This window comes from Streptomyces sp. cmx-4-9, from assembly GCF_046548835.1.
Lineage (GTDB): Bacteria > Actinomycetota > Actinomycetes > Streptomycetales > Streptomycetaceae > Streptomyces.
On the sequence record NZ_JAEBEE010000009.1, the window covers coordinates 97,621 to 117,439 of the forward strand.

Annotated in this window: 16 protein-coding genes and 2 pseudogenes; 11 read left to right on the top strand and 7 right to left on the bottom strand. The window is 74.4% G+C overall.

Annotated elements, in window-relative coordinates; all coding sequences use genetic code 11:
• Positions 1 to 257: 257 nt before the first annotated feature.
• From ACLJTM_RS26985 to ACLJTM_RS27015, 7 genes are all read left to right on the top strand, one after another.
• Entirely contained in the window at positions 258 to 1,298 is a 1,041-nt protein-coding gene (locus ACLJTM_RS26985) for a hypothetical protein (RefSeq protein WP_411106334.1), read from the top strand.
• 715 nt (positions 1,299 to 2,013) lie between these two features.
• On the top strand, positions 2,014 to 3,333 hold the full coding sequence (locus tag ACLJTM_RS26990; protein ID WP_411106636.1) for a hypothetical protein: 1,320 nt from the start codon (positions 2,014 to 2,016) through the stop codon (positions 3,331 to 3,333).
• A 61-nt stretch (positions 3,334 to 3,394) separates the two neighbouring features.
• On the top strand, positions 3,395 to 3,988 hold the full coding sequence (locus tag ACLJTM_RS26995; RefSeq protein WP_411106637.1) for a TetR family transcriptional regulator: 594 nt from the start codon (positions 3,395 to 3,397) through the stop codon (positions 3,986 to 3,988).
• Between the two features lie 178 nt (positions 3,989 to 4,166).
• Positions 4,167 to 6,365, top strand: coding sequence for a molybdopterin oxidoreductase family protein (locus ACLJTM_RS27000; RefSeq protein WP_411106335.1), 2,199 nt, complete (start codon positions 4,167 to 4,169; stop codon positions 6,363 to 6,365).
• 96 nt (positions 6,366 to 6,461) lie between these two features.
• Complete coding sequence (locus ACLJTM_RS27005) at positions 6,462 to 8,210, top strand: CitMHS family transporter (protein ID WP_411106336.1); 1,749 nt, start codon at positions 6,462 to 6,464, stop codon at positions 8,208 to 8,210.
• A gap of 99 nt (positions 8,211 to 8,309) precedes the next feature.
• Positions 8,310 to 9,722, top strand: a complete 1,413-nt coding sequence (locus tag ACLJTM_RS27010) for an aldehyde dehydrogenase family protein (protein WP_411106337.1) — start codon at positions 8,310 to 8,312, stop codon at positions 9,720 to 9,722.
• A gap of 92 nt (positions 9,723 to 9,814) precedes the next feature.
• Positions 9,815 to 10,894, top strand: a complete 1,080-nt coding sequence (locus tag ACLJTM_RS27015; RefSeq protein ID WP_411106338.1) for a zinc-binding dehydrogenase — start codon at positions 9,815 to 9,817, stop codon at positions 10,892 to 10,894.
• 44 nt (positions 10,895 to 10,938) lie between these two features.
• On the opposite strand, the pseudogene ACLJTM_RS27020 reads toward ACLJTM_RS27015, so the two are convergent.
• Together ACLJTM_RS27020 and ACLJTM_RS27025 are read right to left on the bottom strand one after the other, a co-directional pair.
• A pseudogene (locus tag ACLJTM_RS27020) lies at positions 10,939 to 11,361 on the bottom strand (TetR/AcrR family transcriptional regulator C-terminal domain-containing protein); the annotation flags it as partial.
• Between the two features lie 270 nt (positions 11,362 to 11,631).
• A pseudogene (locus ACLJTM_RS27025) lies at positions 11,632 to 11,856 on the bottom strand (TetR/AcrR family transcriptional regulator); the annotation flags it as partial.
• Between the two features lie 88 nt (positions 11,857 to 11,944).
• On the opposite strand from ACLJTM_RS27025, the gene ACLJTM_RS27030 reads away from it, so the two are divergent.
• From ACLJTM_RS27030 to ACLJTM_RS27040, 3 genes are all read left to right on the top strand, one after another.
• Complete coding sequence (locus tag ACLJTM_RS27030; protein WP_411106339.1) at positions 11,945 to 13,096, top strand: acyl-CoA dehydrogenase family protein; 1,152 nt, start codon at positions 11,945 to 11,947, stop codon at positions 13,094 to 13,096.
• 155 nt (positions 13,097 to 13,251) lie between these two features.
• Positions 13,252 to 13,551: a YiaA/YiaB family inner membrane protein gene (locus ACLJTM_RS27035; RefSeq protein WP_411106340.1), complete on the top strand. Its 300-nt coding sequence runs from the start codon at positions 13,252 to 13,254 to the stop codon at positions 13,549 to 13,551.
• A 58-nt stretch (positions 13,552 to 13,609) separates the two neighbouring features.
• On the top strand, positions 13,610 to 14,275 hold the full coding sequence (locus ACLJTM_RS27040) for a TetR/AcrR family transcriptional regulator (RefSeq protein ID WP_411106341.1): 666 nt from the start codon (positions 13,610 to 13,612) through the stop codon (positions 14,273 to 14,275).
• Here ACLJTM_RS27040 and ACLJTM_RS27045 read toward each other — a convergent pair.
• On the bottom strand, positions 14,266 to 14,727 hold the full coding sequence (locus ACLJTM_RS27045) for a MaoC family dehydratase (RefSeq protein WP_411106342.1): 462 nt from the start codon (positions 14,725 to 14,727) through the stop codon (positions 14,266 to 14,268). The genes ACLJTM_RS27040 and ACLJTM_RS27045 overlap by 10 nt on opposite strands.
• Before the next feature lie 144 nt (positions 14,728 to 14,871).
• Here ACLJTM_RS27045 and soxR point away from each other — a divergent pair, with 144 nt between their 5' ends.
• A complete protein-coding gene (soxR, locus tag ACLJTM_RS27050; RefSeq protein WP_411106343.1) occupies positions 14,872 to 15,315 on the top strand; it encodes a redox-sensitive transcriptional activator SoxR in 444 nt (147 codons plus the stop codon).
• A 78-nt stretch (positions 15,316 to 15,393) separates the two neighbouring features.
• Here soxR and ACLJTM_RS27055 read toward each other — a convergent pair whose 3' ends face one another.
• From ACLJTM_RS27055 to ACLJTM_RS27070, 4 genes are all read right to left on the bottom strand, one after another.
• Positions 15,394 to 16,113 (bottom strand): 3-keto-5-aminohexanoate cleavage protein, encoded by a 720-nt coding sequence (locus ACLJTM_RS27055; protein WP_411106638.1) that lies wholly within the window; start codon positions 16,111 to 16,113, stop codon positions 15,394 to 15,396.
• 173 nt (positions 16,114 to 16,286) lie between these two features.
• Positions 16,287 to 16,949 carry a hypothetical protein gene (locus ACLJTM_RS27060; protein WP_411106344.1) on the bottom strand — a complete coding sequence of 221 codons (663 nt, stop codon included), beginning with the start codon at positions 16,947 to 16,949 and terminating at the stop codon, positions 16,287 to 16,289.
• 94 nt (positions 16,950 to 17,043) lie between these two features.
• Positions 17,044 to 18,453 carry a serine-threonine protein kinase gene (locus tag ACLJTM_RS27065; protein WP_411106345.1) on the bottom strand — a complete coding sequence of 470 codons (1,410 nt, stop codon included), beginning with the start codon at positions 18,451 to 18,453 and terminating at the stop codon, positions 17,044 to 17,046.
• 89 nt (positions 18,454 to 18,542) lie between these two features.
• Positions 18,543 to 19,805: an exo-beta-N-acetylmuramidase NamZ domain-containing protein gene (locus ACLJTM_RS27070; RefSeq protein ID WP_411106346.1), complete on the bottom strand. Its 1,263-nt coding sequence runs from the start codon at positions 19,803 to 19,805 to the stop codon at positions 18,543 to 18,545.
• Positions 19,806 to 19,819 lie beyond the last annotated feature (14 nt).

The window sequence follows — 19,819 nt, forward strand, 5'->3', positions numbered from 1 at the left end:
GGCGGAACCCCCAGAGCATGGCGCTGGTCATCCACCCCGGCCAAGCCCCGGGACAGGCCGGAGCTCGGCGGCAGTCCTGGCCCGGGCGGGCGCCGGAGCCCGCCCCCAGTCACGCTCCGGCGCTTGCCGCGGCAGGCGGCGCAGCCACGCCAAGCGCCGGGCGAGCGCCCCGGATTCCCCCGACGGGCTCGGACGCCACGCCGCCGGGCCGAGGCGAGTACCGGCCCCAGCGGCACCCACCCAGGAGAGGCACCGTCGTGACTGACCCCCACCGCGAAGAACGCACCCGGTGCGCAACCTGCGGCCCATCCGCCCGCAGCGGCCACGCCCCGCTCGCCTGCGCAGCCTGCGGGACCGGCGGGACCTGCGTGGCCGGACCACGGCCCGCCCGTACCGCCGGCGCAGCCGCGGCGGCCCGCCCGTCCCGCGCACCCGGCAGGCCCCGCCCGACCACCCGCGGCGCAGCCCTGATCACCCTCGCCTTGGTGCTCGCAGGCGCCGCGGCCACCGGCTGCGGAGGGCGGGCCACCACCCACCACAAACCCGGCACCAGCCATGAGCAGGCAACCGGCAGCGCAGGCACGCTGCTCGCTACCCAGGACCGCTCGGGCCACCGGCTCCGGGAAGTCCCCGCCGAGGGCGCCCCGGCCGTACAGCTCACCGCCCGGCCGGACTCCGAGGACGGCTGGAATCTCGAACTGGCAGTGAGGGGCTTCCGCTTCACCCCCGACAGCACCGGCGGCGCGGCCCTCCCGGGCGCCGGTCACGCCCACCTCGAACTCGACGGCCGCAAGTTGGCCCGGCTGTACGGCCCCTGGTACCACCTGTCCGCCTCACAGGTACCGGAGGGCGCGCACACCCTGACCGTCCGCCTCTACGCCGACGACCACACCGCATGGGCCGTCTCCGGCAAGCCGGTCGAGGGCGCGACCCAGCTCACCGCCACCACGGCAGGTCCCGGCGGCCACGACCACGGCGCCACCCCGCCACCGTCCCCGGGGCAGGGGCAGGGGCAGGGGGAAGAAGACGGGCCCGCCGACCGGACGGTGGTCCTGTCCGTCCGCAGCGGCAAAGTCAGCCCCGCACCCGCCCGCACGGAGGTCAAGCGGGGCGAACGCATAGCCCTGCGCGTCACCAGCGACCGCGCGGACACCCTGCATGTCCACGGCTACGACAGAGAACTCGCCCTGCCCGCAGGCCAGGAGGCCACCCTGGTCCTGACGGCCGACCGCACCGGCCTGTTCGAGGTCGAGACGCACGAGTCCGGCCTCGTCCTGACCCAGCTCCTCGTCCGATGACCCCCGACCGCCCCCCGATCCCGTCCCCGCCCACGAGCCCGGACCCGGACCCGGATCAACCCCCGGCCCCGCACCGGCCCGCGGCCTCGTCCCCGAGCCCCCGCCAGGCCCTGGCTCCGGCCTCGTCCCCGAGCCGGCATTCAGCCCCGAGCCGGAGAGCCGAGCCGCCCCCGGCTTGGCGCGGCACCGGCCGTACGGGGTCCGCACCTGGACTCGGGCCCGAGTCCAGACAACCTTCCCCCACGTGCGCCGGGATGCCTCCGGCACCCTCGCCGACCGGCCCGACTCCGCGGGAACCAGTACCGCGCCCCGCGCCGCCTGCTCACACCGTGCACCCCGCGCCGCCGGTCAGCCCCGCCCCGCCGGCACGCCCCGCGTCGCCGGTCAGCCCGGTGCATCCCCTGCCGCCCCCACGCCCCGCGGCGCCCCCCGATGCGCCGCCCGCCGCCGCGCCCGGCACCGGCAGCGCTCCGGGTCGCCGTCCTGCCCTTCCCCCTTCCCCTCCCGTTGCCCCATCCCCGCCCATTGCCCCTTCCCCTCCCCGTCCCCCCTCCCGGGCGCTGCCGGAGGCCCGGCGGTGAGCCTCCTCGGGCTCGGCCTGCTCCCCGGCCCGGTGCTGAGCGGCGGCGTCGGGCTCGGCCGCCTCCGCGGCCCGGCGCTGACGCCGGTCGGGCTCGGCCCGCTGCACGGCGCCGACGGTGGTGGCGGCCGGGGCGTGGTCCCGTACCCGGCCGATCCCTTCACCGTTCTCGCGCACGGGATCGGGTCCCAGCACGACCTGCCGATCTCTCCCTTCTACGCCTTCGCCGGTGCCTTCACCGCCCTCCTCGTCTCCTTCCTCGCCCTCGGCGTGCTCTGGTCCACCTCCCGCTTCCGTGCCGACCGCTCCGGGATCGCCCTGCCCGCCGCCCTCCAGCGAACCGCCGACAGCCCCGTCACCCGCACCGCCCTGCGCGGGCTCGGCCTCGCCGCCCTGCTCCTGCTTCTCCTCCACCTCCTCTTCGGTCCTGACGACCCCGCCCGCAACCCCGCCGCGGGCGCCGTCTACGTCCTCTTCTGGGTCGGACTCGTCCCCGCCTCCCTCCTCCTCGGCCCCGTGTGGCGCCTGCTCAACCCGCTCCGCTGCCTGCACCACGTGTGCTGCCGGCTGCTGCCCCGCCGCAGTACCGGCCACCGGCACCGCCCCCACCGACCCCTTCCTGCCCGGCTGGGCCAATGGCCCGCCGCAGCCGGACTGTTCGCCTTCACCTGGCTGGAACTCGCCGCCCCCGATCCCGCATCCACCACCACCCTCCTGATCGCCCTCGGCGGCTACGCCACCGTCCAACTCGTACTCGCCGCCCGCTTCGGCGAGCGCTGGTTCGCCGACGGGGACGCCTTCGAGGCGTACAGCACCCTCCTGGCCCGGATGTCCCCGCTCGGCCGGCGCAGCGACGGTCGACTCGTCCTGCGCAACCCCTTCCACGGACTCGACGCGACACCCGAGCGGCCCGGACTCGTCGCCACCGTCTGCGTCCTGCTCGGTTCCACCGCCTACGACGGCTTCTCCGACCACCCCTCCTGGATCAACGCCGTACAGACCTCCCCCCTGGGGCGCACCCCCACGGCCACTCTCGGACTCCTCGGCTCCGTCGCCCTCGTCGCCGTCCTGTACTGCTTGAGCGCGGCGGCCACCCGCCTCGTCTGCGGCCCGCACTCCGGCCCGCTGACCGCCTTCGCGCACTCACTCGTGCCGATCGCCCTCGGCTATCTCCTCGCCCATTACCTCTCCCTCCTGGTAGTCGAAGGACCACGCACAGTTATCGTGGCATGGGGCACTGACAATGCCCCTGAACTCTTGCCGCCCTTGGGTTCCGGGGCTCTCGCGACCTTCCAGGTCCTCGCCGTCGTCATCGGTCACGTGCTCGGCGTCGTCGCCGCGCACGACCGCTCGGTACGGCTCTTCCCACCCGATCGGGCCCTCGTCGGCCAACTGCCCCTGCTGGCGCTCATGATCACGTACACCGTTGGCGGGCTGAGCCTCCTGCTGAACTGAGGGCAGCGCCGACGAGCCGGGCGGACAGCGGCATGATGGACCTGTGCCTCCCGCCCACCCCATGCGCCGTACCCCCGTCCAGCAGCGCAGCGCCGACCGGCTCGCCCGGATCCTCGACGCCTGCGCCGAACTGCTGGACGAGACCGGTTACGAGAACCTCAGCACCCGCGCCGTGGCCGTACGCGCCGGGGTGCCGATCGGCTCCGTGTACCGCTTCTTCGGCAACAAGCGCGCCATGGCCATCGCCCTCGCCCACCGCAACCTCGACCGCTACGCCGACGGCATCGCGCAGCGGCTGGCCGTGCTCCCGGCCACCGACTGGCGGCCCGCCGTGGACGCCGTCCTCGACGAGTACCTCGCCATGAAGCGCAGTGTCCCCGGCTTCGCGTTGGTCGACTTCGGCGTGCCCGCGCCTCCTGCCGAGGGGCCCGCGGCCGACCCCAACCACCTCGTGGCCGCCCGCCTCACCGAACTCCTCGGCGACCACCTGGGCCGTACGCCGGACGCCACGCTCTGGCGGGCCGTACTCGTCGCGGTCGAAGCCACGGACGCCCTGATCCAGCTGGCCTTCCGCTCCGACGCCTCCGGGGACCCCGACATCGTCGCCGAGACCCGCGCCATGATGCACGCCTACCTCGCCCGCGTGCTGGACTGACCCCCCCCGTCCTGTCCCGCCCCACCCCGCCCCGCCGGACCGCCTCGCGCCAGTCCGTGCGGACACAGGTGCCGCAACCCCCTCCCCGCCATCCGTACCGGTCGGTATGCTCGGTGGCCCCGCGTATCCGTGCCGTCGCCGCCGGCCGCCGTCGCCGCCAGCCGCCCTGGAGGGCCCCATGCCCCGCACCGCCCTGCGTATCTGCCCCCTCTGCGAGGCCACCTGCGGCCTCACCCTCACCCTCGACGGCGCGACCGTGACCGGCGCCCGCGGGGACCGCGAAGACGTGTTCAGCCGAGGGTTCATCTGCCCCAAGGGCGCCGCCTTCGGTGCTCTCGACTCCGACCCGGACCGGCTGCGCACCCCCCTTGTCCGCCGGAACGGCCGCCTTGAGGAAGCCACCTGGGAGGAGGCGTTCGACGTGATCGCCGCCGCCGTGCCCGCCATCGTCCACGAGTACGGGCCCCAGTCGGTCGGCGTCGTCCTCGGGAACCCGAACGTCCACACCATGGCCGGCTCCCTCTACCCGCCGCTCCTCATCAAAGCCCTCGGCACCCGCAACCTCTTCACCGCCAGCACGCTCGACCAGATGCCCAAGCACGTCTCCAGCGGCCTGCTGTTCGGCGACCCCTTCGCCATCCCGGTCCCCGACCTGGACCGCACCGACTTCCTGCTCCTCATCGGGGCCAACCCGGTGGAGTCCAACGGCTCCCTGTGCACGGCCCCCGACTTCCCGGGCCGGCTCAAGGCGCTGCGCGCCCGCGGCGGGACCCTCGTCGTCGTCGACCCGCGCCGCACCCGCACCGCGCGGCTCGCCGACCGCCACCTCGCGCCGCGCCCCGGCAGCGACGCCCTGCTGCTCGCCGCCCTCGCCCAGACCCTGATCGAGGAGAAACTCGCCGACCCTGGCGCCCTCGCGGAACACACCGAGGGGTACGGGGAACTCAGCGCCGCGCTCGGGAGTTTCACTGCCGAGGCCGTCGCACCCGCCTGCGACCTCACCGCCGCCGAGATCCGCCGCCTCGCCCGGGAACTCGCGGCCGCGCCCACCGCTGCCGTCTACGCCCGGATCGGCAGCTGCACCGTCGAGCACGGCACGCTCGCCAGCTGGCTGGTGGACGTGCTGAACGTCCTCACCGGCAACCTCGACCGGCCGGGCGGAGCCCTCTTCCCGCTCTCCGCCACGGCCCCCGCCCCGAGGCCCGCCGGTCCCGGCAAGGGCTTCGCCCTCGGCCGCTGGTCGAGCCGGGTGACGGGCCGCCCCGAGGCCAAGGGCGAACTGCCCATGTCCGTCCTCGCGGAGGAGATGGAGACCCCGGGGGAGGGGCGGATCCGGGTGCTGCTCGCCGTCGCGGCCAACCCGGTCCTGTCCGCACCCGACGGCGACCGGCTCGACCGCGCGCTGACCGGCCTCGACTTCATGGTCTCCGTGGACCCGTACCTGAACGAGACCTCACGCCACGCGCACGTCGTGCTGCCCCCGCCGCCGCCCGCCCAGAGCGCACACTTCGACTTCGCCTTCAACGGCTTCGCCGTGCGCAACCAGGTCCGCTGGTCGCCTGCCGCCGTCCCGCTGGAGGAGGGGCGGATGGACGAGTGTGAGATCCACGCCCGGCTGATCCTCGCCGTGTCCGGACTGCACGGCGCCCCGCCGGAAGCCGTCGACGAGCGCGTCATCGCCGACACTCTCGCCCGCGCCGCCGCCGACCCGCACTCCCCGCTGTCCGGCGACGACCCGAAGGAGCGCGCCCGCACGCTGGACGGCGGCAGCGGCCCGGAGCGGCGGCTCGACATGATGCTCCGCCTGGGCCCCTACGGCCTGACCCTCGAAGACCTCCGGCAGGCGCCGCACGGCATCGACCTGGGGCCGCTGGAGCCCCGGATCCCGGGCGTGCTGAGGACCCGCAGCGGCAGGATCGAGCTGCTGTCGGACCCGATCGCGGCCGAACTCCCCAGGCTGCGCGCGACGCTCGCCGACCGTCCCGCCGCCCTGGTGCTCGTGGGCCGCCGCCACCTGCGGTCCAACAACAGCTGGTTGCACAACGTCCCGGCCCTCGTCGGAGGTTCCAACCGGTGCACCCTCCAGGTCCACCCGGAAGACGCCGGCCGCCTCGGCCTCACCGACGGGGGCCGTGCCCGGATCACCGCGGACGGCGGCAGCCTGGAGGTCCCCGTCGAGGTCACCGACACCGTCCGCACCGGCGTGGTGAGCCTCCCGCACGGCTGGGGCCACAACCGCTCCGGAGCCCGGCTCGCCGTCGCCTCGGCCGCCCCCGGCGTCAACGTCAACCAGCTGCTCGACGGCTCGCGGCTCGACCCGCTGTCCGGTACCGCGGTGCTCAACGGATTCCCCGTCGAGCTGACTCCACTGCCCTGAACGAGCAGGCTCCACTGCCCTGAGCTGGGGTTTTGCTCGTATTGCTCACGCGTCGACGTCTTGTTGGCTTCCGGAGAAGGCACCTACGTTCCCTGCATGCTGACCTTCCTCGGCTTCGCCATGATCGCGACTTTCCTGGTCCTGATCATGATGAAGAAAATGTCGCCCATCGCGGCGCTCGTCCTCATCCCCGCACTCTTCTGTGTGTTCGCCGGACAGGGTGCTCACCTCGGCGACTTCGTCATCGACGGGGTGGGCAAGCTGGCTCCGACCGCCGCCATGCTGATGTTCGCCATCGTCTACTTCGGAGTGATGATCGACGTCGGCCTCTTCGACCCGGTCGTACGGGGCATCCTGCGCTTCTGCAAGGCCGACCCGATGCGCGTCGTGGTCGGCACCGCCGTCCTCGCCGCGATCGTCTCGCTCGACGGGGACGGGTCGACCACCTTCATGATCACGGTCTCGGCCATGTACCCGCTCTACAAGCGGCTCGGCCTGAGCCTGGTCGTGATGACGGGTGTCGCCGCCACCGCCAACGGCGTGATGAACACCCTCCCGTGGGGCGGGCCGACCGCCCGCGCCGCCACCGCCCTCAAGGTGGACGCCGCGGACATCTTCGTCCCGATGATCCCGGCCCTCGCGGCCGGCCTGCTCTTCGTGTTCGTGCTCGCCTACGTCCTCGGGCTGAAGGAGCGCCGCCGGGTGGGCCTCCTGTCCCTGCCCGGCACGGAGGCCGCCCTGGCCGCCACCCCGTCTGCGCCCGCGGCTGCTCCGGTACTCGCCACCCCGTCTGCGCCGGCGGCCCCGCCCGTGCCCCCGGAGACCTCCGGGCTCCGGAAGACCCCTGCCCTCTCTGCGACTTCCGGGTCCGGGATCCCGGCGGGTTCCCCCACGTCCGGGACCTCGCCGGCCCCGGCGGCCTCCATGACGTCAGCGCAGCCCGCAATGCCCGAGCACCCCCTGAACCCCGAGCATCCTCTGAACCCCGAGCACCAGCACCCCCTGAACCCCGAGCGCTCCGAGCCGGCAAGGCACTCCGAGCCCGAAGAGCACCCCGAGCCGGCCGCGTGCCCCGGGCCGGCCGGGCCGGCCGCGCAGGCGGGTGCCGGGTGTGCCGGAGCCCGCATCGAGCCGCAGGCACACGCCCACGCCGCCGGGGGCGCGCCACAGGCAGACGCCGAAGTCCACGCCCCCGGGGGCGGCTTCCAGGGCCTCGATCCGCAGCGGGCCACGCTGCGCCCCCGCCTCTACTGGTTCAACGCGGGCCTCACCGTCGCCCTGCTCACCGCGATGATCATGGAGTTGCTGCCCATCCCGGTGCTGTTCCTGCTGGGCGCCGCCCTCGCCCTCACCGTGAACTTCCCCCACATGCCCGACCAGAAGGCCCGGATCGCCGCCCACGCGGACAACGTCCTCAACGTCACCGGGATGGTCTTCGCCGCCGCCGTCTTCACCGGGGTCCTCTCCGGCACCGGCATGGTCAAGCACATGGCCGACTGGCTCGTGGGGGCCGTTCCCGAGGGGATGGGCCCCCACATGGCGCTCGTCACCGGCCTGCTGAGCCTGCCCCTCACGTACTTCATGTCGAACGACGGCTTCTACTTCGGCGTGCTGCCCGTCCTGGCCGAGGCCGGCGCCGCCCGCGGGGTCTCCCCGCTGCAGATCGCCCGCGCCTCGATCGCCGGACAGGCCCTGCACATGTCCAGTCCGCTGGTTCCGGCCGTCTACGTCCTCGTCGGCATGGCGAAGGTGGAGTTCGGCGACCACACCCGTTTCACCGTGAAATGGGCGGCCCTCACCTCGCTCGTCGTACTCGGCGCAGGGATGCTTTTCGGCATCATCTGATGCCCGCGGCCCCTGGCGCCCGGAAAACTACCGGCGCTAGTTTGTAAGGTGTCCGCGAGATCAGGTCTACACGCCGGTACGTGCTCGGGAGGAAATGCCATGAAGGCTCACGACGGGATGTACATCGACGGCGCCTGGCGGCCCGCCGCCGGACGCGACCGGATCGAGGTCGTCAACCCGGCGGACGAGCAGGTCATCGCCGAGGTGCCGGCGGGCACCGCCGAGGACGTGGACGCGGCTGTACGGGCGGCCCGTGCGGCCCTGCCCGGCTGGGCTGCCGTGCCCGCGCCGGAGCGTGCGGCCCTGATCGAGGCCCTGCGCGACGTCCTGGTGGCCCGCAAGGGCGAGATAGTGGCGACCGTCACCGCCGAACTGGGCTCCCCGCTGGGCTTCTCCGAGGCGGTCCACGTCGGGGCGCCCATCGCGGTGGCCTCGTCCTACGCCAGCCTGGCGGCCTCGTACGCCTTCGAGGAGCGGCTGGGCAACTCCACCGTGCTGCTGGAACCGATCGGCGTGGTCGCGGCCATCACGCCCTGGAACTACCCGCTGCACCAGATCGTTGCCAAGGTGGCGCCCGCTCTCGCCGCCGGCTGCACCCTCGTCCTCAAGCCCGCCGAGGACACCCCGCTGACCGCACAGCTTTTCGCCGAAGCCGTGCACGAGGCGGGGATCCCGGCCGGAGTCTTCAACCTGGTGACCGGCACCGGGCCGGTCGCCGGACAGGCATTGGCCGCCCATGAAGGGGTCGACCTCGTCTCCTTCACCGGCTCGACCGCCGTCGGCCGGCAGATCGGCGCCACCGCCGGCGCCGCCGTCAAGCGGGTCGCCCTCGAACTCGGCGGCAAATCGGCCAACGTCATCCTGCCCGGCGCCGACCTCGCCAAGGCCGTCGCCGCCGGCGTCGGCCACGTCATGAACAACTCCGGCCAGAGCTGCAATGCGCTGACCCGCATGCTCGTCCACCGGGACGAGTACGAGGAAGCCGTCTCGCTCGCGGCCGCCGCCGCAGCCAAGTACGCCAGCGGCGACCCCACCGACCCGGGCACCCGCCTCGGCCCGGTCGTCAACGCCAAGCAGCGCGACCGCGTGCGCGGATACATCGACAAGGGCATCAAGGAGGGCGCGCGCCTGGTCGCGGGCGGCCCCGAGGCGCCCCACGCCCAGGGGTACTTCGTCGCCCCGACGGTGTTCGCCGACGTCACACCCGACATGACCATCGCCCAGGAGGAGATCTTCGGCCCGGTGCTGTCGATCCTCCGGTACGAGGACGAGGAGGACGCGCTGCGCATCGCCAACGGCACCGTCTACGGCCTCGGCGGCGCCGTCTGGGCGGCGGACGAGGAGACGGCCGCGGCCTTCGCGCGCCGTATGGACACCGGCCAGGTGGACATCAACGGCGGCCGCTTCAACGTGCTCGCGCCCTTCGGCGGCTACAAGCAGTCGGGTGTCGGCCGCGAGCTGGGCCCGCACGGCCTGGCCGAGTACCTCCAGACCAAGTCCCTGCAGTTCTGAGCCCGAAGCCCCACCCCTCGCCGCTCCCGCCCCGCCCCGCCTCACTCCATCCGCCCGCCCAGACCGCCCTCGCCCAGACGGAGACGACGACCATGGTCCGCGCCGCCATCCTGCCCGCCGTCGGAGCACCGCTCGACATACGGGAGATCGTGCTGCCCGATCCCGGCCCCGGGCAGGTCCGGGTACGGCTCACCGCCGCCGGGGTCTGCCACTCCGACCTCTCCCTCACCAACGGCACCATGCGAGTGCCCGTGCCCGCCGTCCTCGGACACGAGGGCGCGGGCACGGTCCTCGCCGTCGGCGAAGGGGTCAGCCACGTCGCGCCCGGCGACGGGGTGGTGCTCAACTGGGCCCCGTCCTGCGGGGAGTGCCACCACTGCACCCTCGGCGAGGTCTGGCTCTGCTCCAGGGCCCTCGCCGGGGTCGGAGCGGTGTACGCCCACGACGCGCAGGGCGTCGCCCTGCACCCCGGGCTGAACGTGGCCGCGTTCGCGGAGGAGACCGTCGTCGCGGCCGGCTGCGTACTGCCCGCGCCCGCCGGGATCCCGCTCGCCGAGGCGGCCCTGCTCGGCTGCGCCGTCCTCACCGGATACGGGGCGGTCCACCACAGCGCCCAGGTCCGCCCCGGCGAGTCCGTGGCGGTGTTCGGCGTCGGCGGGGTCGGCCTCGCGGCCCTCCAGGCCGCCCGGATCGCCGAGGCGGGCCCGATCGTCGCCGTCGACGTCTCCCCGGACAAGGAGGAACTGGCGCGGGCGGCCGGAGCCACCGCGTTCGTGCTCGCCGGTGACACCACCGCCCAGCAGATCCGGGAGCTCACCGGCGGACACGGCGCAGACGTAGCCGTCGAATGCGTGGGCCGCGCCGAGACCATCCGCGGAGCCTGGGAGTCCACCCGTCGCGGCGGCCGCACCACGGTCGTGGGCATCGGTGGCAAGGACCAGAAGGTGGCCTTCCACGCCCTGGAGATCTTCCATTTCGCCCGCACCCTCACCGGATGCGTCTACGGCAACAGCGACCCGGCCCGCGACCTCCCGGTCATCGCCGAGCACGTCCGGGCAGGCCGCCTCGACCTCGGCGCCCTGGTCACCGACCGCATCACCCTCGACGGCATCCCGGCCGCCTTCGACGCCATGCTCGCGGGCAAGGGCGGCCGCTCCCTGGTCGTCTTCTAGGCCGTCTCTTCGGGGGCGGCCCCGGCCCCGTCCGGGAGTGCGGCTCAGGTAGTGGTGGTGGTGGGCGTGCGCAGGGCCTCGTACTGCAGCGCCAGGCCGTCGAGGAGCGCCGCCAGCCCTGTCTCGAAGGCGCCGTCGTCCACCTCGCGGCGGTGCTCGGCCAGGCGGTGGGCCTGGCCGAGGTGGGGGTAGGCCGCCGGGTCGTACGCCGTCTCGTCGTCCACAAAGCCGCCGGCGAAGGAACCCACCGCCGAGCCCAGGATGAAGTAGCGCATCAGTGCGCCGATCCGGGTCGCCTGCGCCGGCGGCCAGCCCGCCGCCGTCATCGCGCCGAACACCGCGTCCGCGACGCGCAGTCCGGCCGGCCGCCGTCCCGGCCCGCGGGCCAGGACGGGCACGATGTTCGGATGGTCGGCCAGGGCCGCCCGGTACGAGTGCGCCCAGTCGTGCAGGGCCGTCCGCCAGTCCCCGCCCCCCGCCAGGGCCCCGCCCCCGCCCGCCCGGCTCCCGACCTCAGCCTCGCCCGTGCCCGCCGCCCGGCTCCCGACCCCAGCGTCGCCCGCGCCCGCCGCCCGGGCTTCGGCCCCGCCCCCGCCCGCCGCCCGGGCCTCGCCCGTGCCCGCCGCCCGGCTCCCGGCCCCGGCCTCGGCCGCGCCCGCTGCCCGGGCCTCGGCCCCGGCCTCGCCAGCGGGGCCCGTACCCCCGGGTGCGCCGTCCTGGGCGCTGCCGGCCCCGACGGCCTCGAACATCGACAAGTCGACCCGGGCGCTCACCGCATCCGCCACCGCGTCCAGGATCTCGTCCTTGGTGCGGAAGTGGTTGTACAGCGAGGGCCCGCTCACCCCGAGCGCGGCCGCCAGCCTCCGCGTCGACACCGCCTCCAGCCCCTCCGCGTCCACCAGGGCTCCTGCCGCCTCGACGATGCGGGCTCGGCTGAGGAGGGGCTTGCGCGGTCTGGCCATGCGCCACATAGTAGGCCCTGCCCGCAATAAACTACCGGTGCTAGTTAAAGGGCGCCGGACTCCGCCACGACCACCCCGGAGGTGCCCGGTGAACCTGGAGCTGAGCGAGGAACAGACCGCCGTCCGCCGGCTCGCCCGCGAGTTCACCGAGCGTGAGGTCACCCCGTACGCCGCCGCGTGGGACCGCGCCGAGAGCGTGGACCGGGCCATCGTCAAGAAACTCGGCGCGGTCGGCTTCCTCGGGCTGACCGTGCCCGAGGAGTACGGCGGCTCCGGCGGCGACCACCTCGCCTACGCCCTGGTCACCGAGGAGCTCGGCCGCGGCGACTCCTCCGTGCGCGGCATCGTCTCGGTCTCCCTCGGCCTGGTCGCCAAGACCGTGGCCGCCTGGGGCACCGAAGAGCAGAAGCGCAGCTGGCTGCCCCGCCTGTGCTCCGGCGACGCCCTCGGCTGCTTCGGGCTGACCGAGCCCGGCACCGGGTCCGACGCCGGGAACCTGACCACCCGCGCCGTGCGCGACGGGGAGGCGTACGTCCTCAACGGCAGCAAAATGTTCATCACCAACGGCACCTGGGCCGACGTCGTGCTCCTCTTCGCCCGGGCCGGGTCCGAGCCCGGCCACCGCGGGGTCTGCGCCTTCCTCGTCCCCACCGACACCCCCGGCCTGACCCGCCGCGAGATCCACGGCAAGCTCGGCCTGCGCGGCCAGGCCACCGCCGAACTGGTCCTGGAGGACGTGCGCGTGCCCGCCTCCGCGATGCTCGGGCCGCAGGGCAAGGGCTTCTCGGTGGCCATGTCCGCCCTGGCCAAGGGGCGGATGTCGGTCGCGGCGGGCTGCGTGGGCATCGCCCAGGCGGCGCTGGACGCGGCCGTGGCGTACGCCGCCCAGCGCGAGCAGTTCGGCAAGCCGATCGCCGGGCACCAGCTGGTCCAGGAGCTGATCGCCGACATCTCCGTGGACGTGGACGCCGCGCGGCTGCTGACCTGGCGGGTCGCCGACCTCATCGACCGGGGGCTGCCCTTCGCCACCGAATCCTCCACCGCCAAGCTCTTCGCCTCCGAAGCCGCCGTGCGGGCCGCGAGCAACGCCCTCCAGGTGCACGGCGGTTACGGCTACATCGACGAGTACCCCGCCGGCAAACTGCTGCGCGACGCCCGCGTGATGACCCTCTACGAGGGCACCAGCCAGATCCAGAAACTGCTCATCGGGCGTGCCCGCACCGGCGTCTCGGCGTTCTGAACCGCCACCGCCACCGCCACCGCCACCGCCACCGCCACCGCCACCGCCTCCGCCTCCGCCTCCGCCACCGCCTCCGCCACCGCCACCGCCGGCTGAGTACGCACCTGAGTACGGGAGCGGATACGGCCCCGCCCGCCCCGCCCGATGCTGGGGCCATGAGTGAGACACCGGTCAAGCAGCAGAACACGGGGGCGTACTACGGCCAGGCCGTCGCCTCCTTCGGCATCGCCCTCGCCGCCGTCGCCCTAGGGGTCTACAACCTGGAGGTGGACGGCTGGGTGCGCGCCTTCCTCGGCATCGCGGCCCTGTACCTGACCACCTCGGCCTTCACCCTCGCGAAGGTGGTCCGCGACCGTCAGGAGATCACCCAGATCGTGAGCCGGGTGGACCAGGCCCGGCTGGAGAAGATGATGGCCGAGTACGACCCCTACGCCCCCAAGCCGCACAAGCCCTAAGCGCTTGCTCACCCTCCGGTAGGGTGTTCACTCCCAGACGGTGAAGGGTGAGTGAGCGATGGACAGCGCGGAGGAGACGACCGGCGGCTATCAGCCCTGGTCGGAGGTCATCCCCGACGCGGCGCGGCGACTGCTGGTCGCCGCCGTCGAGGCCTTCGCGGAGCGCGGGTACCACGCCACCACGACCCGGGACATCGCGGGCCGGGCCGGCATGAGCCCGGCCGCCCTCTACATCCACTACAAGACCAAGGAAGAGCTGCTCCACCGGATCAGCCGGATCGGCCACGACAAGGCGCTGGAGATCCTGACCTCGGCGGCCGACCGCCCCGGTACCGCCGCCGACCGGCTCGACGCCGCCGTGCGGTCCTTCGTCCGGTGGCACGCGGCCCACCACACCACCGCGCGGGTGGTCCAGTACGAGCTCGACGCCCTCGCCCCCGAGCACCGTGCCGAGATCGTGGCGCTGCGCCGGCGCACCGACGCCGCCGTGCGCGGCATCCTCGCCGAGGGGGTCGCGGCCGGGGAGTTCGACGTGCCCGACGTCCCGGGCACCACCCTGGCCGTGCTGTCCCTGTGCATCGACGTGGCGCGCTGGTTCAGCGCGGCCGGACAGCGCACGCCCGACGAGGTCGGCGCGCTCTACGCCGACCTCGTGCTCCGGATGGTGGGCTCGCCGGGCCGCCCGCCGGGACCCGGCGCCGACCGGGAGCGCGTTCAGAAGTAGTAGCGGGACACCGACTCGGCCACGCACACCGGCTTCTCGCCGCCCTCGCGCTCGACCGTGACCGCGGCCGTGACCTGGACACCGCCGCCCGCCTCGGTGACCTCGGTGATCACGGCCGTGGCGCGCAGCCGCGAACCGACCGGCACCGTGGCCGGGAAGCGGACCTTGTTGGTCCCGTAGTTGATGCCCATCCGCATACCCTCCACCCGCATGATCTGCGGCACCAGGCTGGGCAGCAGCGACAGGGTCAGGTAGCCGTGCGCGATGGTGGTGCCGAAGGGGCCGTCCGCCGCGCGCTCCGGGTCCACGTGGATCCACTGGTGGTCGCCGGTGGCGTCGGCGAAGAGGTCGATCCGCTTCTGGTCCACCTCCAGCCATCCGCTGGGGCCGAGCGGCTGCCCGATTCCGGCGTGGAGTTCCTCGGCGGACGTGAAGACCTTCGGCTCGGCCATGCCCTGCTCCTGCTTCTCGCGAACGACTGAAGACGATCGAAGACGACTGGTGGCCGGCGGCCAGGGCAACCGGCGAATAAGCGCTTGCTCAGCATGCTGGGACCGTATGGGTATGTCAACGGACCTCCGACTACCCTCGGCCGAGTGCCGCAGATCCCCGAGAACATCCACGAGCTCACCGTCGGCCAGCTGTCCGCCCGCAGCGGCGCCGCCGTCTCCGCACTCCACTTCTACGAGGCCAAGGGTCTGATCAGCAGCCGCCGGACCGCCGGGAACCAGCGCCGCTACACCCGTGACGCCCTGCGCCGGGTCGCCTTCGTACGGGCCGCGCAGCGGGTGGGCATCCCGCTGGCCAGCATCCGCGACGCGCTCTCCCGGCTCCCCGAGGAGCGCACCCCCACCCGTGAGGACTGGGCCCGGCTGTCGGAGGCCTGGCGTACCGAGCTCGACCAGCGCATCACACAACTCGGCCGGCTCCGCGACCACTTGACCGACTGCATCGGCTGCGGCTGCCTGTCCCTGGAGACCTGCGCACTGTCCAACCCGGACGACGTCTTCGGCGAGAAGCTGACCGGCTCGCGCCTGTAGGGGAGCGGGCGCCGGACCGGGGGTCGAAGCTCACATCGGCGCCGGAGCCCGAGCCGAGGCTCATACCCGAGCCGGCGCTCATACCCGAGCCGGAGCCTGCCCCGGGCTCCGCCCCGCCCCCGGATGCCCGGCTGCGGCATCCGGCCCGCGGGCGGGGAACAGCGTACGGGCCGCCGCCACCAGCTCGGCGTTCGACGCCGCCGGGCGGCCGTCCGGCAGGTGCAGGACGTCGCCCAGGCCGATACCGGTGCCCGTCCCACAGCGGGCGGCCAGCCGCAGCACCGGCCAGGCGGCGGACTCCCTCCCGTACAGCAGCACCTCCACGGGCGGCAGCCCGCGCAGGCCGGCGACCAACGACGGGTCGTCACTGGTCAGTTCGGCTGCGAGCCGAACCCGTGCGGGCCGCCGCAGAGGCCAGGCGAGGAAGCGCGCCATCGGGTCCGCCCCGGCGGGCCCACCGAGCGGAACCACGGCGTCCACCGCGATGCCGCGCGCCAGCAGGGCCTCGGCCAGCTCCTCGGCCCCCGGTTCGGCACAGTGCACTGCGGCCCGGTCGGGCAGCACGGTCCAGGACCGCACCCGCTCCAGCCGCTGCGCCGGACCCGGCTCGGCCGCGATGCCCATGGAGACCGCCAGCGGTACACCCGTCCCGGCGGCCCGCATCGCCTGCAGCAGCGGTCCGACCACCCGGGGGGAGAGGCTCTCGCGTCCACACGGGGTCCTGGGGTGTACCAGCACCTCCGCGGCCCCGGCAGCGACCGCCTCCCGCGCCGCGCGAGCCAGGGCGGCGGGGGACATCGGCACGGCCGCGCCGTCGGCTGCGCTCCGCGAGCCGTTCAGCGACACCTGGGAGACCCGGCCGCCGCAGTGGCCCCCGTCGCGCGCGGCAGGGTCCGAGCTCCCGGGGCGAAGAGGAGCAGAGGGGTACGGGAGAGGTGCGGGGTGTGGAAGATGCGCGGGGTGCGCGGCTGTCATGCGGCTCCCGCCGAGGGGATGTCCACCAGGGCCGGCCTCGGCACCACGATCCCGCAGCCCGCACAGAGCGGCCCGTCCCAGGCCCACGCCCCCTCCCAGGGGCCCTGCGCAGGCACCCGCCCGGCCCCCGCCGGGCGGCCCGTCGCCCGATGCCCGCCGCCGCCCTGCCGAGGCACCGGGCTCAGCGCGGGCACGGGCGCGGGCCAGTGCAGCTCCCGGTCCCCGCACACCGGGCAGGCCGTCCCCGGCTCCGACTCCAACGCCCGCACCAGCCGTCTCAGTACCTCGTCCAGCGCCCCCTCGGGCCGCACCCCCGGGTCGGCGCACCGCACCACCGCATCCCCCGCGCCGCCCCACGCCCATTCCGGGCGCCGCAGCCCGTGGTGCTTCTCGCGCCGTCTGCGCTCCGCGAACTGGCGCTCGTACTCCAGCCAGACCGCTCTCGCCTCCTCCAGCTCCTCCAGTGCGGCCACCAGCCGCAGCGGATCCGCACCCCGGTCCTCCGGGGCGATCCCGTGCCGGTCGCACAGGTGCCACCAGGTGGCCCGGTGCCCGTAGGGGGCGAACCGCTCCAGGCAGCGGCGCAGCGAGTGGCGCCGCAGGGCCCGATCGTTGCGTGCGTCACGCACCTGATAGGCCAGACTCCGGAATCCCGCCATGACATGTCACCTCCGCCGATGTGCCCAACATGCCCCCTATGGGCCGGGCGCATGCGGGGGCGGTCGAGGCGTATGGGAGGCACGTGGCCGGAAGTCAGCGCCCCAGGCGTCCCGCGGAGACCACCAGCCGGGCCAACTCCTCGTGGCAGATGTCGCTGTGCGCCCCCGAGGGGGCGCCGCCCCGCCGCACCACGGAGCCCGTGTCCACGCTGACGCAGCCCCCCGCCGGCAGCCCCCTGCGCAGGGCCGTGTCCAGGCTCAGCCGCGGTGCGCCCGGCACCGCTTGCACGCCGTCGTGCCCGATCGCGCCCCACCGTTCGTCGAAACCCAGCACTCCGGCCGAATCCCCCGCCATCCGGGAGGCCAGCGGGTAGAACACCCCGAGCGCCGCGTCGTGCGCGGAGTGGCCGGCCACCACCGGGCCGTCGACCCGGCGCTGCAGACCCCGCAGGGAGCCGCCGCTGCCCTGGTCATGGGGCAGCCGGTCGGCGAAGGCGTAGTGGGAGAAGGCCCCCTGGAGCAGGGTCAGGGACTTCACGTACCGGGCTCCGTCGGGCACCGTGCGCAGCGAGAAGGACACCACCCGGGCCCCGAAGCTGTGCCCGACCAGGTGGAAGCGCAATTCCGGGCGGGCGGCCGCCAGCCCGGCGAGTACCGGGCCGAGGCCGAGTTCGCCGACCACGCCCGCGCGCTTCTTCATCCGGTAGTACGTGGCCTGCCGCAGCAGCTCCTTGGCCCCGCCCCACAGCGGCCGCAGCCCGCCGTCCCGCAGCCCCGGCCCACCGCCCGCCCGGTCCTGCGCCGAGCCGGCCGTCCCGGGCGGTGCGTCCGTCCCGGGCGGTGCGTCCGTTCCGGGCGGCGCGTCCGTCCCGGGGAGGCCGCGGGCGAGGGCCCGGCACACTTCCAGCACGTCCGCGGCGAAGATCATGGGGACCGCCGGGGGCTCCGCCGACGTGACGGCGTTCACCCCGGCCAGCTCCCGCACCAGGGCGCCGAACTCGATGAGTCCGGCCGCCGACTCGGGCTGCTCGGCCAGGAGTTCCGCCACCCGGTCCAGCTCCGCCTCCCGGCCCGGCCAGAAGACGCCGAGCGCCTCCCGGGTCTCCGGGTCCAGCGCCGGCCCGTACGCCCGCCCGTCCCGTGCCGCCGGCGGGTCGAAGTCGGGTATCGGCTCGTCCGCGAACCGTATCGAGGGCCAGTGCACCCCCACGTACCCCAACCGTACCCCCGGCCCCACGAGACCGGGGAACGGCGCGAAAAAGCGGTCGTAGAGGCGCAGCGAAGTGCTCCGGTCGCTGTTCCAGCCGTGTGCGAAGACCAGCAGGTCGGTGGCGTCCATCCGGGCCACCGCGGCCTGCCCCGCCGAGTCCGGGTCGCCCTCGGAGTCGAAGACCAGTTCCGCGTACGGCCCGACGCCGACCGCCGACCCCGCCGCCAGGCCCGCTTCCCTCCCCGCCCCCGTTGTCCCCGTCCCCGTCTCTGCCCCCGAACCGCCGTACGCCATGACGTCCCCCTCCGCGCCGCCTCCGGTGCGCCCCGGCATCGCGCTGCCGGGCCCGTCCCCGGACCTCCGGCGCCGCCGTGCCCGGCGGCTCACCGGTACAGCAGGTACCCCTCCCGGACGGCCGTGAACCCGGCCAGCCCCGCCGCCCAGTCGCCCACGACCTCCTCCACCCCGGCCCCTGCGTCGATCATCGTGCGCACCCGGTCCGATCCGGTCAGCTTGTCGATCCAGTGGTCCGCCCGCCAGGCGAAGCCGGTCCAGGTGCGGCGCGCCGTCACCAGCAGGCCGATCCCGGCGCGCACCGGGTCGAAGGCCCGCCGGTCGTGCACGATCAGCCGCACCCCGCCGCACACCTTCCCCGCGTGCTTGGAGAAGGACGGCGTGAAGTACGCCTCGCGGAACCACACCCCGGGCAGTTCCAGTGCGTTCGCCGCCTGCGCCCAGCTCCGGTCGAGGCCCTCGGCGCCGACCACCTCGAACGGGGTGGCCGTCCCGCGCCCCTCGGACAGGTTGGTCCCCTCGAAGAGGCAGGTGCCGGCGTACGCGAGGGCCGTGTCCGGGGTCGGCATGTTCGGGCTCGGCGGCACCCACGGCAGTCCCGTCTCCCCGAAGAAGGACTCCCTGCGCCAGCCGCTCATCGCCACCGTCCGCAGCCGGACCGGCCCGGCGGGCAGCGAGCCGTCCGTCAGGAACTCGCCGTTGAACAGCAGGGCCAGCTCGGCCGCCGTCATCCCGTGCGCCAGGGCGATCGGCTCCCGGCCGACGAAGCTCGCGTAGGGCCGCTGCAGCACCGGCCCGGCCGCCCGGCGGCCGCCGACCGGGTTCGGCCGGTCCAGCACCACCACCGCCTTGCCGGCGAGCGAGGCCGCACGCATGCAGTCGTACAGGGTCCAGACGTAGGTGTAGAACCGCGCCCCGACGTCCTGGATGTCGAAGACGACCGTGTCGATCCCGGCCGCCGTGAACACCTCGGCGAGCTGCCGGCCGCTCCTGCCGTATGTGTCGTACACCGGCAGGCCCGTCGCCGGATCCCGGGACGCGCCCTCGGAGCCCCCGGCCTGCGCCGTCCCCCGGAAGCCGTGCTCGGGTCCGAACACCGCCACCAGGTCGACCCGTTCGTCCGCGTGCAGGACGTCCACCAGGTGCCGGGCGTCGGCGGTGATGCCGGTCGGGTTGGTGACCACCCCCACCTTCTGGCCGGCGAGCTCCGCGTACCCGCCCGCGGCGAGCCGTTCGCATCCGGTGCGCACCCGGCCCGCCCGCGGCCCTGCGGCCGCGCCCACCGCCCCCAGGGAGCCCAGGGCGCCCGCCGCCCCCGCCAGTCCCAGCGCCCCGCGTCGCGACAGAGTCATCCCGCCACGCTAGG

Excerpts from the sequence above, each read along its gene's own strand:
- ACLJTM_RS26995 (WP_411106637.1), top strand. The coding sequence starts at position 3,395 with ATGCGCCGTACCCCCGTCCAGCAGCGCAGCGCCGACCGGCTCGCCCGG.
- ACLJTM_RS27000 (WP_411106335.1), top strand. The coding sequence starts at position 4,167 with ATGCCCCGCACCGCCCTGCGTATCTGCCCCCTCTGCGAGGCCACCTGC.
- ACLJTM_RS27005 (WP_411106336.1), top strand. The coding sequence starts at position 6,462 with ATGCTGACCTTCCTCGGCTTCGCCATGATCGCGACTTTCCTGGTCCTG.
- ACLJTM_RS27010 (WP_411106337.1), top strand. The coding sequence starts at position 8,310 with ATGAAGGCTCACGACGGGATGTACATCGACGGCGCCTGGCGGCCCGCC.
- ACLJTM_RS27015 (WP_411106338.1), top strand. The coding sequence starts at position 9,815 with ATGGTCCGCGCCGCCATCCTGCCCGCCGTCGGAGCACCGCTCGACATA.
- ACLJTM_RS27035 (WP_411106340.1), top strand. The coding sequence starts at position 13,252 with ATGAGTGAGACACCGGTCAAGCAGCAGAACACGGGGGCGTACTACGGC.
- ACLJTM_RS27040 (WP_411106341.1), top strand. The coding sequence starts at position 13,610 with ATGGACAGCGCGGAGGAGACGACCGGCGGCTATCAGCCCTGGTCGGAG.
- ACLJTM_RS27045 (WP_411106342.1), bottom strand. The coding sequence starts at position 14,727 with ATGGCCGAGCCGAAGGTCTTCACGTCCGCCGAGGAACTCCACGCCGGA.
- ACLJTM_RS27055 (WP_411106638.1), bottom strand. The coding sequence starts at position 16,113 with ATGTCCCCCGCCGCCCTGGCTCGCGCGGCGCGGGAGGCGGTCGCTGCC.
- ACLJTM_RS27060 (WP_411106344.1), bottom strand. The coding sequence starts at position 16,949 with ATGGCGGGATTCCGGAGTCTGGCCTATCAGGTGCGTGACGCACGCAAC.
- ACLJTM_RS27065 (WP_411106345.1), bottom strand. The coding sequence starts at position 18,453 with ATGGCGTACGGCGGTTCGGGGGCAGAGACGGGGACGGGGACAACGGGG.
- ACLJTM_RS27070 (WP_411106346.1), bottom strand. The coding sequence starts at position 19,805 with ATGACTCTGTCGCGACGCGGGGCGCTGGGACTGGCGGGGGCGGCGGGC.